The organism is Escherichia sp. 20412-1 (assembly GCF_003027595.1).
GTDB classification, from domain to species: Bacteria; Pseudomonadota; Gammaproteobacteria; order Enterobacterales; family Enterobacteriaceae; genus Escherichia; species Escherichia marmotae.
Genome location: NZ_PYQM01000006.1, coordinates 29,051 through 45,397, shown reverse-complemented (window position 1 = coordinate 45,397; position 16,347 = coordinate 29,051). Strand labels below are relative to the sequence as shown.

The following is a 16,347-nucleotide window of genomic DNA, read 5'->3' as shown; positions in this document are numbered from 1 at the left end:
CCTCCTGTAGGGTTTTTATTTACAACGGCTTATTTTAATTATTTAGTGATGAGCGGCAGCGCATGCCGCTCAAATATTACAGTTAATAGGGTTTAGTGAACGTAGTTAAAAATAAAAGGCATCACGGTGGTGAATAATGCCGCTTTCGGCCAGGCCGGATTAATCGCCGTCAGTTCAGCGCGCACAGATTCATATTGCGCAATCTCCCCTAATCCCGCAGCCGCCAGCATCGACACCATCAGGCATTTTTCTTTATGCTGCTGTTGTAAATCGCCATACAGCGACAACAAGTCCGGTTGTGAAACAGCAAAGAAATCCGCTTCGATACTGGTTTTCGCCATCTGTTGCGCCCACTGTTTCATTTCACTGAACAGTTGCTGTGCCGTTTGTTGTTCGCCCAGCAATCGCAGTGCCATCCCTTGCCAGAAGAGATAATCGACCGGCTGATCGTTGTAATAACTGTGGATGTTAATGGTGCGATCGCCGGTCGCCGCCATTCGTAAGCAGCGCGTCGCCTCAGCTTCATCGCCCTGCGTTTTCGCGCATACTGCCTGCCAGAACCAGATGTCGTTATCAGTCTGCCCAGGTAAACGACCTTCGCTTAAATTCTCCGGATAATGCAACGCGGCATGAAGCAGTTCGCTTGCCTGCTGCGGCTGTCTGGCATCAAGGTGTTGCCAGGCGCGTAACAACTGGTTGAGGATAAACTGGCAGGTAACTTTCCCTTCCCCGCCTTCCCACGGATGGAATTTGCGCGTGGCGAGAATGTCCGCCGCTTTGTCTGCCTGACCGGTGAGATGCCACAAATTGAGCAGTTCTGCGGTCATGTCGTCGCGTTTCAGGGCAATTTCCAGATTATTTTCCAGACGCGCCAGTCGTTTCTCCGGCGAAGATCCGGTTAACTTATCCAGCAAATCGCGTTCGAAAAGCAGACGTGCATCCTGTGGCGCAAGCTGATAAGCATTATCAAGATAACGTGCGGCCAGTTCATCATCGTGCTGCTTATTCCACGCATGGATCGCCAACCCGCGCCAGCCGTCGGCAAACTCCGGCGACATCTCTACGCAACGCTGCCATAAGGCAATGGCTTTGTCGTAGCAACGCTTGTTGTAGTAGAAGCAGGCCAGTAAATGACGGGCGAACCAACACTCTTCAATGCTCTCCAGTGCCGCCACTTCCTCCAGCGTATTCGGGAAACGGACAAACTGCGGAAAGACATCAATGGCTTTTGTCACCAGTTCGCCACGATCAGCTTTCGGCAATAAGCTCGCTTGCAGATAAAGCGGCAACGTGCGTTGGCAGTCCAGTGCGTTCAGCATCTCTGCCGCCAGGGCGGGCATTCCCCAGTTAATCAACTGCCCGGCAGTCATCAGGGCGTTCACGTCGCGCCCCTGACACAGACCTCGCCACTGCGTGAAGGCAGATTCAGAACGACCATCGAACCAGTTCAACCACCACAGGGTGGCGTTCAGCGGATAATCGCGCAGCAGTTTCTCGCGCTGTAAACGCGCATTATCCTGACGGCCGCTTAATACCAGCAGCAGATTATGCAGGCAAAGCACTTCCTGATTAGTTGGGCAGGCGCGCAGGCTTTGTTGGCAAAAATCCAGCCCTGCCTCGAAGTTGCCATTACGCGCCGCCAGTCGTGCCAGACCGTAATAGCCGCCCGCTTTACTGTTGCCGCTCCAGACTGCACGCCAGAAATCCTCTTCGGCTTGTTGATATTGCCCCTGACGTTCGTAAGCACTGGCGCGAATCAAACTTGCCTGTCCGCACTGCGGGTTTTTATTCAGCGCATGTGCGCGTTTTAGCGCCTGACTGGCATATGCCACCGCTTGCGGGAAATCTGCGCGGTTATATTCCAGCATCGCCAGCGCCAGGTTGCAGCGATAATCGAGCGGATCCAACGCCACGCCGCGCAGGTAGTAATCGAACGGCGAACGGCTGGCGTGATGGTATTGCTCCAGATGCTGACCGACAAACCAGGCTTCATCTGTACTGGTAATGTCTTGTGCTGCCAGTGGCGCTTTAGCAACGTCCGGCAACGGTAGTTCTTGCGGCTGATGTTCCTGATAACTCAGTACAATATTGCCGTCAGCATCGGAAAGTTCGATAGTCAATCTGCCCGGATCAATACCGCGTAACACGCCCTGGATGGCGGTCGCTGGTGTCAGGGCTACGGCATCGTCAAGTAACACGTTGCATTTGCCGATTTCGCGGATCGCCAGACGATATCCACTCAACGGGGAGATGGCATACAGCCCCCACTCAATCCCCCGCTCGCTACGCTCTAATTTAATCACCGCGTCGCGGGAGGCGTTTTGCACCATGCCCAGAGAATGATAAGGCAGGAAATACTGCTCGAAACGCTTCTCTTCGTAAGCATCAAGCCAGGTAAAATCGGGCTGGTTGTCAGCAAAAATGCCAGTCATCAGTTCGATATACGGGCCGTTATTGTCGGTCAGGCTCTTATCCCACGCCTGACCAAATTCACTGTGTCCCCAGCTCCACTGTTTTTTACCTGGTGCAATATGGTGGTTGGCAACGTGAAGCAAACCGCCATCTTCATCGTGACACCACGCGCCAACAAAATCGTACTGTGATTTTTCGGCCATATATGATGTTGGAACGGGTACATTTTTATAACGAGAAATGTCCACTCCGGCGGAGTAGTCCACTTTGTAATAGGTTCCGGTGGCAATGGGGAAAGCTGAAACGGCCCGTTTGCCATGATCGAATACCGCAGTCACATCCGGTGGGAAAACACTCTGATGCCCTTCACCACCTTTCACCGCCGGATTGGCCCACCACAAAAAATGACGCGGCGTAGCATTGCCGTTATAGACGCGGCTGGCGATTTCCAGTGCGGCACGGTCAGGGCGCAGCGTGAAACCGGTCATCACCTGTAAACCGTGCATCGGCTCCGTTTCGCCAACCCATACAGTCTGTGCGCCATCTTCATGTGCTTCGATGGCGAAATCAACGGGCATAAAGGTGGTCGGGCGATGGTGTTGCGGCCAGTTAAACTCAATCCCGCCAGAGATCCACGGCCCCAGCAGCCCTACCAGCGCCGGTTTTATCACCTCATTGTGATAGACAAAATCGCGCTGTTTTACTTTATCCCACGCGCGATGCACACGACCGCCCAGTTCCGGCAGGATCATCACTTTGATGTAGTCGTTTTCCAGCCATACCGCCTGCCACGATTTCAGGGTTTTCTGCTCGCTCAGCGTATCCGTCACGCCATAGGGATAAACCGCGCCGGACGATCCCTGATAAACGCGATTTTCCAGAAACATGGGATGTATATCCTGCGGCCCGGTTTCATAGGTCGGGATCTCAACGCGCTCTTGCCACACTTTTACTGGAGTCATGGTGCCCTCAATATTAACAAGACATACTGAATTAAAAGATTTGTGGCAGTGTATTGAACAATCTGGCAATGTTTTCGCGGAATAATCACGCAATTAACTAAACAAGGTTTAGTGAAGATGAGAGCCTGCATTAACAATCAACAGATCCGCCACCATAACAAATGCGTGATTCTGGAGCTGCTGTACCGGCAAAAACGTGCCAATAAATCGACGCTGGCCCGACTGGCGCAAATTTCGATTCCGGCAGTCAGTAATATTTTGCAGGAGCTGGAAAACGAAAAGCGGGTGGTGAATATCGACGATGAAAGCCAGACGCGCGGGCATAGCAGCGGCACATGGCTCATTGCACCGGAGGGTGCCTGGACGCTGTGTCTGAACGTTACGCCCACCAGCATTGAGTGTCAGGTCGCTAATGCCTGTTTAAGTCCGAAAGGTGAATTTGAACGCTTTCAGATTGACGCTCCGACACCGCAGGCGCTATTGGCGGAGATCGAAAAATGCTGGCATCGCCATCGCAAACTGTGGCCAGAGCGCACTATCAATCTGGCGCTGGCAATTCACGGCCAGGTTGATCCGGTCACCGGCGTATCGCAAACCATGCCGCAAGCGCCGTGGACAGCGCCGGTTGAGGTGAAATATCTGCTGGAAGAAAAGCTCGGCATTCGGGTAATGGTCGATAATGACTGCGTGATGCTGGCGCTGGCGGAGAAATGGCAAAAAAATTCGCAGGGGCGTGATTTCTGCGTGATCAACGTTGATTACGGCATTGGCTCGTCGTTCGTGATTAACGAGCAAATTTATCGCGGCAGTTTGTATGGCAGCGGACAGATTGGTCACACCATCGTTAACCCCGATGGCGTCGCCTGCGATTGTGGACGTTACGGCTGCCTGGAAACCGTCGCCTCGTTAAGCGCATTAAAAAAGCAGGCGCGGGTATGGCTAAAATCACAGCCGGACAATACTCAACTTGATCCCGAAAAACTGACTACCGCGCAATTAATCGCTGCCTGGCAAAGTGGAGAACCGTGGGTCACCAGTTGGGTTGACCGCAGTGCTAACGCCATTGGTTTAAGTCTGTATAACTTCCTCAACATCCTCAATATTAATCAGATTTGGCTGTATGGTCGTAGTTGCGCCTTTGGCGAGAACTGGCTTAATACCATTATTCGCCAGACAGGGTTTAATCCGTTCGACCGCGATGAAGGGCCTGGCGTGAAAGCGACGCAAATTGGCTTCGGGCAATTAAGCCGCGCGCAACAGGTGCTGGGGATTGGCTATTTGTATGTTGAAGCGCAGTTACGGCAAATTTAATGCCGCGATAACGTAACAAGGCTTCCCGAAGGAAGCCTCGCGATGATCACAAACGTAAGATTGCCTGATGCGCTACGCTTATCAGGCCTACACGGATATTGCAATATATTGAATTTGCAAAGTTTTGTAGGCCGGATAAGGCGTTCATGCCGCATCCGGCATGAACAACGAGCACATTGTCAGCAAACCACCGTTTCGCTTATGCGTAAACCGGGTAGCGAGCGCAGATGTCGAGAACTTTACCTTTGATGCGCTCGATAACCGCTTCATCATTGATGCTGTCCAGCACGTCACACATCCAGCCAGCCAGTTCTTTCGCTTCTGCTTCTTTAAAGCCGCGACGGGTAATCGCCGGAGTACCCACACGAATACCGGAGGTCACAAACGGGCTCTTCGGATCGTTCGGTACGCTGTTTTTGTTCACGGTGATGTTAGCACGGCCCAGAGCGGCGTCAGCTTCTTTACCGGTCAGGTTTTTATCAACCAGATCAACCAGGAACAGGTGGTTATCAGTACCGCCGGAAACCACTTTGTAGCCGCGCTCGAGGAACACTTCTACCATCGCTTTGGCGTTTTTCGCGACCTGCTGCTGGTAAGTTTTGAACTCCGGCTCCATCGCTTCTTTCAGCGCTACTGCTTTACCGGCGATTACGTGCATCAGCGGACCGCCCTGCCCACCCGGAAAGACTGCAGAGTTCAGTTTTTTGTACAGCTCTTCGCTACCACCTTTCGCCAGGATCAGGCCGCCGCGCGGACCCGCCAGGGTTTTGTGAGTGGTAGTAGTGACAACGTGAGCATGAGGAACCGGGTTCGGATAGACGCCAGCAGCAACCAGGCCCGCAACGTGCGCCATATCAACGAACAAGTAAGCACCGATGCTGTCAGCGATTTCACGCATTTTCGCCCAGTCAACCACGCCGGAATATGCTGAGAAGCCGCCGATGATCATTTTCGGTTTGTGTTCTTTCGCTTGTTTTTCCAGATCTGCGTAGTCGATATGACCTGTTGCATCGATACCGTAAGGAACGATGTTGTACAGTTTACCGGAGAAGTTAACCGGAGAACCGTGAGTCAGGTGACCGCCGTGTGCCAGGTTCATACCCAGAACGGTATCGCCTGGTTCCAGCAGCGCGGTGTAGACCGCAAAGTTAGCCTGGGAACCGGAGTGCGGCTGAACGTTAGCGTAGTCAGCGCCGAACAGCTCTTTCGCGCGATCGATCGCCAGTTGTTCGACGATATCAACATACTCGCAACCGCCGTAGTAACGTTTACCCGGATAACCTTCAGCATATTTGTTGGTTAGCTGAGAGCCCTGTGCTTGCATTACGCGCGGGCTGGTGTAGTTTTCGGAGGCGATCAGTTCGATGTGCTCTTCCTGACGTACTTTTTCCTGCTCCATAGCCTGCCACAGTTCGGCATCATAATCGGCAATGTTCATTTCACGCTTTAACATCCGCATCTCCTGACTCAGCTAACAATAAAATTTTTTCGCCTAATTTTGGCGGTCCTGATGGACAACGGCGAACAGTATAACCGAATCATTCTGCGATAACAGGTCTTGACAAAGGAATTTACGCAAACGATTACCTTCAAGCACGTCAAGGCTTTGGTGAATAAAGGACTTACTCCCGGAAACGGATTTCTTTTCAGGTTTGTGATGCAAATTTTTCACTTCATCACATTCCTAATGAAAAACACCAAGGAACCATTTACAGGACAGGGTTATTTTTTATAAGATGCATTTGAGATACATCAATTAAGATGCAAAAAAAAGGAAGACTCTATGCTTGACGCTCAAACCATCGCTACAGTAAAAGCCACTATCCCTTTGCTGGTGGAAACAGGGCCGAAATTAACCGCCCATTTCTACGACCGTATGTTTACTCATAACCCAGAACTCAAAGACATTTTCAATATGAGTAACCAGCGTAATGGCGATCAACGTGAAGCCCTGTTTAACGCCATTGCCGCCTACGCCAGTAATATTGAAAACCTGCCTGCGCTGCTGCCAGCAGTGGAGAAAATCGCGCAGAAACACACCAGCTTCCAGATCAAACCAGAGCAGTACAACATCGTAGGCGAACACCTGCTGGCCACCCTCGACGAAATGTTCAGCCCGGGTCAGGAAGTGCTGGACGCATGGGGCAAAGCGTATGGCGTACTGGCAAATGTGTTTATCAATCGCGAAGCAGAAATTTATAACGAAAACGCCAGCAAAGCCGGTGGCTGGGAAGGTACGCGCGATTTCCGCATTGTGGCTAAAACACCACGCAGCGCATTGATCACCAGTTTCGAACTGGAACCGGTCGACGGTGGCGCAGTGGCAGAATACCGTCCGGGACAATATCTCGGCATTTGGCTGAAGCCGGAAGGTTTCCCGCATCAGGAAATTCGTCAGTACTCTTTGACCCGTAAACCGGATGGCAAAGGCTATCGTATTGCAGTGAAACGCGAAGATGGCGGACAGGTATCCAACTGGCTGCACAATCACGCTAACGTTGGCGATGTCGTTAAGCTGGTGGCTCCGGCTGGTGATTTCTTTATGGATGTAGCGAATGACACGCCAGTGACCTTAATCTCTGCGGGTGTCGGTCAGACGCCAATGCTGGCGATGCTCGACACGTTGGCAAAAACAGGCCATAGCGCCCAGGTGAACTGGTTCCATGCTGCAGAAAATGGCGATGTTCACGCCTTTGCCGATGAAGTTAAGGAACTGGGGCAATCGCTGCCGCGCTTTACCGCGCATACCTGGTATCGTCAGCCGAGTGAAGCCGATCGCGCGAAAGGTCAGTTTGATAGCGAAGGTCTGATGGATCTGAGCAAACTCGAAGGTGCGTTCAGCAATCCGGCAATGCAGTTCTATCTCTGCGGCCCGGTTGGCTTCATGCAGTTTGCCGCAAAACAGTTAGTGGATCTGGGCGTGAAGCAGGAAAACATTCATTACGAATGCTTTGGCCCACATAAGGTGCTGTGATTTGATATTGCCGGATGGAGACATCCGGCAACCCCGACGCGGTTTAAATTGCCGCGTCGTCCTCTTCACCGGTACGGATACGAATGACCCGTGCCACGTCAAAGACGAAGATTTTACCGTCACCAATTTTACCGGTTTGCGCTGTGCGAATAATGGTGTCTACACAGGTATCCACAATGTCGTCGGGTACGACGATCTCAATTTTCACCTTCGGCAGAAAATCCACCATATACTCCGCGCCGCGATACAGCTCGGTATGGCCTTTCTGGCGGCCAAAACCTTTCACTTCGGTTACCGTCATACCGGTAATGCCGACTTCAGCCAGTGCTTCGCGGACATCGTCCAGCTTGAAGGGTTTAATAATCGCATCAATCTTTTTCATGCTATTCCTTGAAAAGGTCGCCTGTCTTTTGATCTGCTAAACGTAACACATTACGCCAATTCATTCCTTGAAATCGTTTGCATCCAGTTCGTGTCGGGAAAGCAGTTTATAAAATTCTGTCCGGTTGCGCCCCGCCATTCTCGCCGCGTGGGTGACATTGCCTTTGGTGATTTGCAGCAGCTTGCGCAAGTAGTTGAGTTCAAACTGATTACGCGCCTCAACAAAGGTAGGTAGCGCCGTGTTTTCTCCTTCCAGCGCCTGCTCCACCAGCGCATCACTAATCACCGGAGATGACGTCAGCGCCACGCACTGTTCAATCACATTCACCAACTGGCGCACATTGCCCGGCCAGGTGGCGGTCATCAGGCGCTTCATCGCATCGGTGGAGAACGCACGGACAAACGGTTTATGTCGCTCTGCCGCCTGACGCAATAAATGGTTTGCTAACAACGGAATATCTTCCGTGCGCTCCGCCAGTGCGGGGATCTTCAGACTAACAACATTGAGGCGGTAATAGAGATCTTCGCGGAACTCACCTCGCGCCATCGCTTTTGGCAGGTCGCGATGAGTGGCGGAAATAATCCGCACGTCGATATCAATATCGCGGTTGCTGCCCAGCGGACGGACTTTGCGCTCCTGCAACACGCGCAGCAATTTTACCTGTAACGGCGCGGGCATATCGCCAATCTCATCGAGAAACAGCGTACCGCCTTCCGCCGCCTGGAATAAACCTTCGCGATTGCTGACGGCACCAGTAAACGCGCCGCGTGCATGACCAAACAGTTCTGACTCCAGCAACTGTTCAGGCAATGCGCCACAGTTAATGGCAATAAACGGTTTGTTGTTGCGTGGGCTGGCGTTGTGGATCGCCTGGGCGAAAATCTCTTTCCCCGTGCCGCTCTGGCCGTTAATCAGCACACTAACGTCAGACTGCGCTACCAGCCTCGCCTGTTCCAGCAAACGCAGCATCAGCGGACTGCGGGTGACAATAGCCTCGCTCCAGCGTCCGTCGGTGGCTGGCGCGGATTGCTCCAGCGCATCGTCAATTGCCTGATACAACGCGTCTTTATCGACGGGTTTGGTGAGGAAACTAAACACGCCTTGCTGTGTCGCGGAAACGGCATCGGGAATGGAACCATGCGCGGTGAGGATGATAACCGGCATCCCCGGCTGCACTTTCTGGATTTCGGCAAACAGTTGCATACCGTCCATTTCATCCATCCGCAGGTCGCTGATGACTAAATCTATTTTTTCGCGATTCAGTACCCGCAACCCTTCAGCGCCACTTTCCGCCGTGACCACGCTGTAGCCTTCGCTGGTCAGGCGCAGACCAAGTAATTTCAACAATCCGGGATCATCATCGACCAATAATAAATGCGCAGGTTTATGGCTCATCAGGGGTGACCTCATTGGTAGATGGCGCGGGCTTTTCACTCTCGTGCGTCGCGTCCGGCGCGAAATTTCCGGCAGGTTTACGGGTCGAGAGCTGACGTTCAATATCGGTCAGATTTTCCAGTTTACGGGTGGTAAGCTCCAGTTGCTGCTGTAGAACGTGATGTTGCTGGCGCAAAGCATCCAGCTCGCTATCGCTGGACTGCTGGAGTTTACTGTAGCGTTGACGCTCTTCCGCCAGTTGCAATTGTAACGCCTGACCATCGCGCCAGAGCTGATACAGCGGGCGAACCTGCGCCGGGATCTCGGTACTTAACGCGTCAATGCGCGCAACTAACTGGCGGCGTTCAAAAGGCGTAATTTTAGCGTCGGCCAGCAAAATTCCCTGTTTAAAGGTATTTTGCCAGCTACCGTCGCCATACTTGCGGGCTTCCTGACGCGATTGCGCTGGCATTAAGCGGTTGGCACAATCCATCGCCCGTAGCCAGTAAAGCGGGTTAGTTTCGGTTGATTTCCCTTGCAGCGCCCAGATGTCACTACATTCAGTAGGAAGATAATCAGCCAGTTGATAAACCGGAATTTTTTCTTCTGCTGGCGTATTAAGAGCTGGTTTATTGTAACTCTGCACACAGCCCAGCAATGCCAGACAAGGCAACCCCGCCAGCCATAGCCGCCGGGGCAAAATTTGTTGAAAAATGTGTCGCATATTCACCAGACTTAGAGCCTTTCCCAGTGGGCGTAATTGTTGCAGGAAGTTTGGACATGGACAGCGCGGAGAAACCGGAGCGTACACGTAGTACGTGAGGATTTCGAGCACTGCCCGGGGCCAAACTGGCAAATAAAATAGCCTAATGGGATAGGCTCTTAGCATTATTTCGTGTTTTTTGACGCAGGCAATTCAATACGGAAACAAACGTCTTGCCCGCTCTCATCGACCAGATACAGTTCCCCTTGCATACGGCGAATACAATCCCTGGCAATGCTTAATCCCAGACCGCTGCCCTTCACCGCCCCTTTTCGCTGGTGGCTTCCCTGAAAAAAGGGTTCGAAGATCATGGCGCGTTCCTCTTGCGGAATGGGCATACCTGTATTGATGACATCAATGTAAACCCGCGCGCCATGTAAGCTGCTGTGAAGGCAAATGTTACCGGATTCAGCCCCGTAGTGCACCGCATTGGAGTAAAGATTATCCAGCACGCTCATCAACAACATTGGCTCTGCCTGGCAAACTGTTGCCTGCAGATCGACGTCGGTATGCATCATTTTAGCCCGTGCAGGCAAGCTGTGAGCGGAAACTACCATCTCCACCAGTGGTGCAAGCTCGACGTTCTCCAGTGCCACCGCGCCGTCCGCCTGTTTACGGTTGTAATCAAGCAGTTGTTCGATCAGCTTTTGCAGATTGCGACTGCTGTTATCGAGAATGCTCACCACCTCTTTCTGCTCTGCCGTGAGCGGCCCAACAACCTGATCAGCAAGTAATTCAGTACCTTCGCGCATACTCGCCAGCGGCGTTTTTAATTCATGAGATAGATGTCTTAAAAACTGATGGCGTTGAGATTCCAGCCATGACAGGCGCTCGCTTAACCAGATAATTCGTTGCCCGACCGAACGTAATTCACGAGGGCCGCTGAACGAAACGCTATTCCCCAGAGAACGCCCTTCCCCCAATCGGTTGATCATCCGTTCAATATTTTTTACCGGACCGATAATCATCCGTGTGAAAAGCAGCACCATTACCAGGCTTACCAAAAACAGTACCAGCGATTGCCAGCCGAAATATTGCCCACGTTCGGCAATTTCTCGTTGCAGTTGCTGCCCACGAGAGAACACCACGGTGCGCGTGGCCTGTACCATTTCAGTATTCGCGTTGGCGAAGGCTTCCAGACGCGCAGCAGCGGCGGCATCGGGGCCGCTGTTGTTGCACTGAAGTTGGGCGAGATTGTTCAAATCCTGACGCAATGCCTGGTAGAGTTTATCGTCCGGCAGCACGCCTGCGTGGGCGTCGAGCATTTCGCTGTAACGCTTGCGCTGGCTTTGGTAGACCTTCGCCAGGGTGGGATCGTCCAACACGCAATACTGACGGTAGCTACGCTCCATCTCCAGCGCCGCGTTGGTCATCGCTTCACTGCGCCGGGCATCGATAAGCGTCGTGCGGTTGACCAGCGCCGCCTGATCGCTAAGTACATTCAGGCTTTGCCAGGCTTGCCATGCCAACACTAACAAGGGCAGCAGGATCAGCAGGAATGCCAGCGTTACCAGTTGTCGTAATGAATGGGGAAAAACGGGCCAGCGTTTCAAGGCATTACTCTCGTCAGACGCGAATAACGTGATGCTAACCGAGGGGCTGTTCAGATACAACAAAGCCGGGAATTACCCGGCTTTGTTGTGGAATAAGGCGGTGCCTAACTCGACGTTTCGCCCGATGGTTGATATAGCTACGCTGATATCAGAAGTTGGACGGCAGGCACCTTGTTGTGCGTCATTCGGTTTTTATGTAGCACGTCCCGAAGGGGCTGACATAAGTGGGTGAATGAGCCACTGGTTACTATTATGCATTAACTGTGCCAATAAACAAAATAGTTTGATAACGTACTGATTGTACGTTGTTTTGATAGGTTTATGAGTGCTTCACGATTTGACTATAAATCAGCCGTTGTGTCGCCTAAAAGAGACGGTCAAAGATAAAATTATTAGTCTTAAATAAAATCAATAGGTTAAATGTCGCCAATGAGCGACACGGTAAACCACCCATTGTCGTGATTTACAGACACAAAAAAGCTCCCGGAGTTGGGAGCATATGATAGTGGTTGGTGTTTAATGCCGGATGCGGCGTAAACGCCTTATCCGGCCTGTAAAACCAATGCGTTGCGTAAAATACCCGCAGTCTTACCCCAACTGCTTACGCGCATTGCGGAAAATACGCATCCACGGGCTATCCTCACCCCAGTTTTCCGGGTGCCAGGAGTTGCTGACAGTGCGGAAAACACGTTCCGGGTGCGGCATCATGATGGTGACACGACCGCTTTCAGTCGTGACCGCCGTAATGCCGTTCGGGGAACCGTTCGGGTTAGCCGGGTAAGTTTCAGTGACTTTACCAAAGTTATCAACATAGCGCAGCGCCACCAGCCCTTTGCTTTCCAGTGCCGCCAGATGCGCAGCGTCACGCACTTCCACGCGCCCTTCACCGTGAGAAACAGCTATCGGCATCTGTGAACCCACCATCCCCTGCAACAGCAGTGACGGGCTTTGGGTCACTTCAACCAGACTGAAACGCGCTTCAAAGCGATCGGAGGTGTTACGCACAAAACGTGGCCACAGGTCGCTACCAGGGATCAATTCACGCAGATTAGACATCATCTGGCAACCGTTACATACCCCCAGCGCCAGCGTTTGCGGACGATGGAAGAAGGTTGCAAACTCATCGCGCACACGGTCGTTGAACAGGATAGACTTCGCCCAACCTTCACCTGCGCCCAGCACGTCACCGTAGGAGAAACCACCGCACGCGACCAGGGCGTGGAAATCCTCCAGGCCAGTGCGTCCAGCCAGCAGGTCGCTCATATGCACGTCGATAGCATCGAAGCCCGCACGGTGGAACGCTGCCGCCATTTCAACATGCGAGTTCACACCCTGCTCACGCAGCACAGCAACTTTCGGGCGCGCGCCAGTGGCAATAAACGGTGCCGCCACATCTTCGTTGATATCGAACGACAATTTCACATTCAGACCCGGATCGGCATCGTTAGATTTCGCCTGGTGTTCCTGATCGGCACACTCCGGATTGTCACGCAGACGCTGCATCTGCCAGGTGGTTTCTGCCCACCAGACACGCAACGTGGTGCGACTTTCGCTGAATACAGCCTGCCCGTTGGCCGTAATCACAAAACGGTCACCAGAAACAGCCTGACCGACATAATGGACACAATCAGCAAGTCCGTGCTGTGCCAGTACGCCTTCTACGGCTTCACGGTCTGCAGCGCGTACCTGAATCACCGCCCCCAGCTCTTCGTTAAACAACGCGGCCAGGCGATCTTCACCCAGAGTTGCGATATCTGCTTCAATGCCGCAATGACCGGCAAACGCCATTTCCGCCAGCGTCACCAACAGGCCACCGTCAGAACGATCGTGGTAGGCGAGCAGCTTACGTTGGGCGACCAGCGCCTGAATGGCGTCGTAGAAACCTTTCAGTTGAGCAACATCGCGCACATCTGCCGGTATATCGCCAAGCTGACGATATACCTGCGCCAGCGCCGTTGCGCCCAGCGCGTTATTGCCTTTGCCGAGGTCAATCAGCAGCAGTGCGTTATCTTCGGTAGAAAGCTGCGGCGTAATGGTGTGACGCACATCTTCCACACGGGCAAATGCAGAGATTACCAGCGACAGCGGGGAGGTCATTTCGCGCTCTTCATTACCTTCCTGCCAGCGGGTTTTCATCGACATAGAGTCTTTACCGACCGGGATCGTCAGGCCGAGCGCCGGACAAAGTTCTTCGCCCACCGCTTTCACTGCTTCATACAGGCCCGCATCTTCACCAGGGTGACCTGCCGCCGCCATCCAGTTGGCGGAAAGTTTGATGCGTTTAATATCGCCAATCTGCGTAGCAGCAATGTTGGTTAACGCTTCACCGACCGCCAGACGAGCAGAGGCGGCAAAATCCAGCAGCGCAACCGGCGCACGTTCACCAATTGCCATTGCTTCACCGTAGTAGCTGTCGAGGCTGGCGGTAGTAACCGCACAGTTAGCTACCGGTACTTGCCACGGACCGATCATCTGATCGCGCGCCACCATGCCGGTTACGCTACGGTCGCCAATGGTAACGAGGAAGGTTTTCTCTGCCACGGTCGGCAGATGCAGCACGCGTTTCACCGCGTCAGCAATAGTAATCCCTTCACGAACCAGCGCGTCGCCTTTCGCTTTCAGCGTTTGTACATCGCGGGTCATCTTCGGCGTTTTACCAAGCAACACGTCCAGCGGCAGATCGATCGGCTGATTATCAAAATGACTATCGTGCAGAGAAAGATGCAGTTCTTCGGTTGCTTCACCAATCACCGCATATGGCGCGCGTTCACGCTTACACAGTTCGTCAAACAACGGCAACTGATCGGCGGCAACAGCCAGCACGTAGCGTTCCTGGGATTCGTTACACCAGATTTCCAGCGGACTCATCCCCGGTTCGTCGCTAAGAATATCGCGCAATTCGAATTTACCGCCACGCCCGCCGTCACTCACCAGTTCCGGCATAGCGTTAGAAAGACCACCTGCACCAACGTCATGGATAAACAGGATTGGGTTTGCATCGCCCAACTGCCAGCAGCGGTCGATCACTTCCTGGCAACGACGTTCCATTTCGGGGTTGTCGCGCTGTACAGAAGCGAAATCGAGGTCGGCATCAGACTGACCGGAAGCCATAGAAGACGCCGCTCCGCCGCCAAGACCGATGTTCATTGCCGGACCACCGAGGACGACGAGCTTAGCTCCAACGTTGATCTCGCCTTTCTGCACATGATCGGCGCGGATGTTGCCGATCCCGCCCGCCAGCATGATCGGCTTGTGATAACCACGCAGCTCTTCGCCATTGTGGCTGTTCACTTTTTCTTCATAAGTACGGAAGTAGCCGTTCAGTGCCGGACGGCCAAATTCGTTGTTAAACGCCGCGCCGCCCAGCGGGCCTTCGGTCATAATGTCCAGTGCGGTAACAATACGTTCCGGTTTACCAAAATCTTCTTCCCACGGCTGTTCAAAGCCTGGAATACGCAGGTTGGAAACGGAGAATCCAACCAGGCCGGCTTTCGGCTTCGCGCCGCGTCCGGTTGCGCCTTCATCACGGATTTCACCACCGGAACCGGTCGCCGCACCCGGCCACGGAGAAATTGCCGTCGGGTGGTTGTGGGTTTCCACTTTCATCAGGATGTGAGCCGGTTCCTGATGATAATCGTAACGCCCCGTTTCATGGTCGGCAAAATAGCGGCCTACTTCGGAACCTTCCATCACGGCAGCGTTATCTTTATATGCAGAGAGAACGTGATCTGGTGTGGTTTCGAAGGTGTTTTTAATCATCTTGAACAGCGATTTTGGCTGTTGTTCACCGTCGATAATCCAGTCGGCGTTAAAAATCTTGTGACGGCAGTGCTCAGAGTTCGCCTGGGCGAACATATAAAGCTCGATGTCGTTCGGGTTACGACCAAGCTTTGTGAAAGCGTCTTGCAGATAGTCAATCTCATCTTCTGCCAATGCCAGGCCAAGACGCAGGTTAGCGTCGATCAGGGCCTGACGACCCTGTCCCAGCAAATCAACGCTGGTAACCGGAGCCGGTTGATGATGAGCAAACAACTGCTTTGCATCATCTAACGCAAAAAAGACCGTTTCCATCATGCGGTCGTGTAGTTCAGCGGTAATCTGCTGCCATTGTTCGTGAGTCAGCGTACCGGCTTCAACATAGTAAGCAACGCCACGTTCAAGACGGTTTACCTGTTGCAGCCCGCAGTTATGGGCAATATCGGTCGCTTTCGAAGACCAGGGAGAGATGGTGCCAGGACGCGGGGTCACCAGCAGTAGTTTGCCTTGCGGGGCATGGCTGGCGAGTGCCGGGCCATATTTCAGCAGGCGTTCAAGTTGCGCGTGCTCATCATCGTTTAACGGTGCATTGAGGTCAGCAAAATGGACATACTCGGCGTAAATGTTGTGAACCTGGAGCCTGGCAGCCTGAAAACGTGCCAGCAGTTTATTGATTCGGAATGCCGACAGTGCAGGCGAACCACGCAGAATTTCCATCATAAGTCTCTCGTCTTCTAAGCTTTCGGTGTACCCAAAGGGGGGAAACGGGCGTCATTATAAAGAATCTGGCGTGCTGACGAAACCGTTTGCGTGGAAATAAAATCGCCGCCGTGGATTAGCAACGCGTGCCGCCAATATCT

Annotated in this window: 9 protein-coding genes; 2 read left to right on the top strand and 7 right to left on the bottom strand. The window is 52.9% G+C overall.

The window, feature by feature from the left end; genetic code table 11:
- Positions 1-92: 92 nt before the first annotated feature.
- On the bottom strand, positions 93-3,374 hold the full coding sequence (locus C7B16_RS06530; protein WP_105267857.1) for a DUF5107 domain-containing protein: 3,282 nt from the start codon (positions 3,372-3,374) through the stop codon (positions 93-95).
- A 117-nt stretch (positions 3,375-3,491) separates the two neighbouring features.
- On the opposite strand from C7B16_RS06530, the gene C7B16_RS06525 reads away from it, so the two are divergent.
- A complete protein-coding gene (locus C7B16_RS06525; protein WP_001516887.1) occupies positions 3,492-4,685 on the top strand; it encodes an ROK family protein in 1,194 nt (397 codons plus the stop codon).
- Positions 4,686-4,884: 199 nt separating this feature from the next.
- Here the strand turns inward: C7B16_RS06525 and glyA are convergent, their stop codons facing one another.
- Positions 4,885-6,138 carry a serine hydroxymethyltransferase gene (glyA, locus tag C7B16_RS06520; protein WP_000919159.1) on the bottom strand — a complete coding sequence of 418 codons (1,254 nt, stop codon included), beginning with the start codon at positions 6,136-6,138 and terminating at the stop codon, positions 4,885-4,887.
- A 330-nt stretch (positions 6,139-6,468) separates the two neighbouring features.
- Between glyA and hmpA the strand changes: the two genes are divergently transcribed.
- Entirely contained in the window at positions 6,469-7,659 is a 1,191-nt protein-coding gene (hmpA, locus tag C7B16_RS06510) for an NO-inducible flavohemoprotein (protein WP_000883084.1), read from the top strand.
- Between the two features lie 43 nt (positions 7,660-7,702).
- On the opposite strand, the gene glnB is transcribed toward hmpA, so the two are convergent.
- The 5 genes from glnB to purL form a co-directional block, all read right to left on the bottom strand.
- On the bottom strand, positions 7,703-8,041 hold the full coding sequence (gene glnB, locus C7B16_RS06505; RefSeq protein WP_000717694.1) for a nitrogen regulatory protein P-II: 339 nt from the start codon (positions 8,039-8,041) through the stop codon (positions 7,703-7,705).
- A 60-nt stretch (positions 8,042-8,101) separates the two neighbouring features.
- The gene (gene glrR / locus C7B16_RS06500; protein WP_001516890.1) at positions 8,102-9,436 is read right to left on the bottom strand and encodes a two-component system response regulator GlrR; all 1,335 of its coding nucleotides are present in this window, start codon (positions 9,434-9,436) and stop codon (positions 8,102-8,104) included.
- Entirely contained in the window at positions 9,426-10,139 is a 714-nt protein-coding gene (qseG, locus tag C7B16_RS06495; RefSeq protein ID WP_001215851.1) for a two-component system QseEF-associated lipoprotein QseG, read from the bottom strand. The genes glrR and qseG overlap by 11 nt, the downstream gene beginning before the upstream one ends.
- A 164-nt stretch (positions 10,140-10,303) precedes the next feature.
- A complete protein-coding gene (gene qseE / locus C7B16_RS06490) occupies positions 10,304-11,731 on the bottom strand; it encodes a two component system sensor histidine kinase QseE/GlrK (RefSeq protein WP_016262266.1) in 1,428 nt (475 codons plus the stop codon).
- Positions 11,732-12,319: 588 nt separating this feature from the next.
- Positions 12,320-16,207 (bottom strand): phosphoribosylformylglycinamidine synthase, encoded by a 3,888-nt coding sequence (gene purL, locus C7B16_RS06485; RefSeq protein WP_016249082.1) that lies wholly within the window; start codon positions 16,205-16,207, stop codon positions 12,320-12,322.
- Positions 16,208-16,347 lie beyond the last annotated feature (140 nt).

Excerpts from the sequence above, each read along its gene's own strand:
- hmpA (WP_000883084.1), top strand. The coding sequence starts at position 6,469 with ATGCTTGACGCTCAAACCATCGCTACAGTAAAAGCCACTATCCCTTTG.
- glrR (WP_001516890.1), bottom strand. The coding sequence starts at position 9,436 with ATGAGCCATAAACCTGCGCATTTATTATTGGTCGATGATGATCCCGGA.
- qseG (WP_001215851.1), bottom strand. The coding sequence starts at position 10,139 with ATGCGACACATTTTTCAACAAATTTTGCCCCGGCGGCTATGGCTGGCG.
- C7B16_RS06525 (WP_001516887.1), top strand. The coding sequence starts at position 3,492 with ATGAGAGCCTGCATTAACAATCAACAGATCCGCCACCATAACAAATGC.
- purL (WP_016249082.1), bottom strand. The coding sequence starts at position 16,207 with ATGATGGAAATTCTGCGTGGTTCGCCTGCACTGTCGGCATTCCGAATC.
- C7B16_RS06530 (WP_105267857.1), bottom strand. The coding sequence starts at position 3,374 with ATGACTCCAGTAAAAGTGTGGCAAGAGCGCGTTGAGATCCCGACCTAT.
- glyA (WP_000919159.1), bottom strand. The coding sequence starts at position 6,138 with ATGTTAAAGCGTGAAATGAACATTGCCGATTATGATGCCGAACTGTGG.
- glnB (WP_000717694.1), bottom strand. The coding sequence starts at position 8,041 with ATGAAAAAGATTGATGCGATTATTAAACCCTTCAAGCTGGACGATGTC.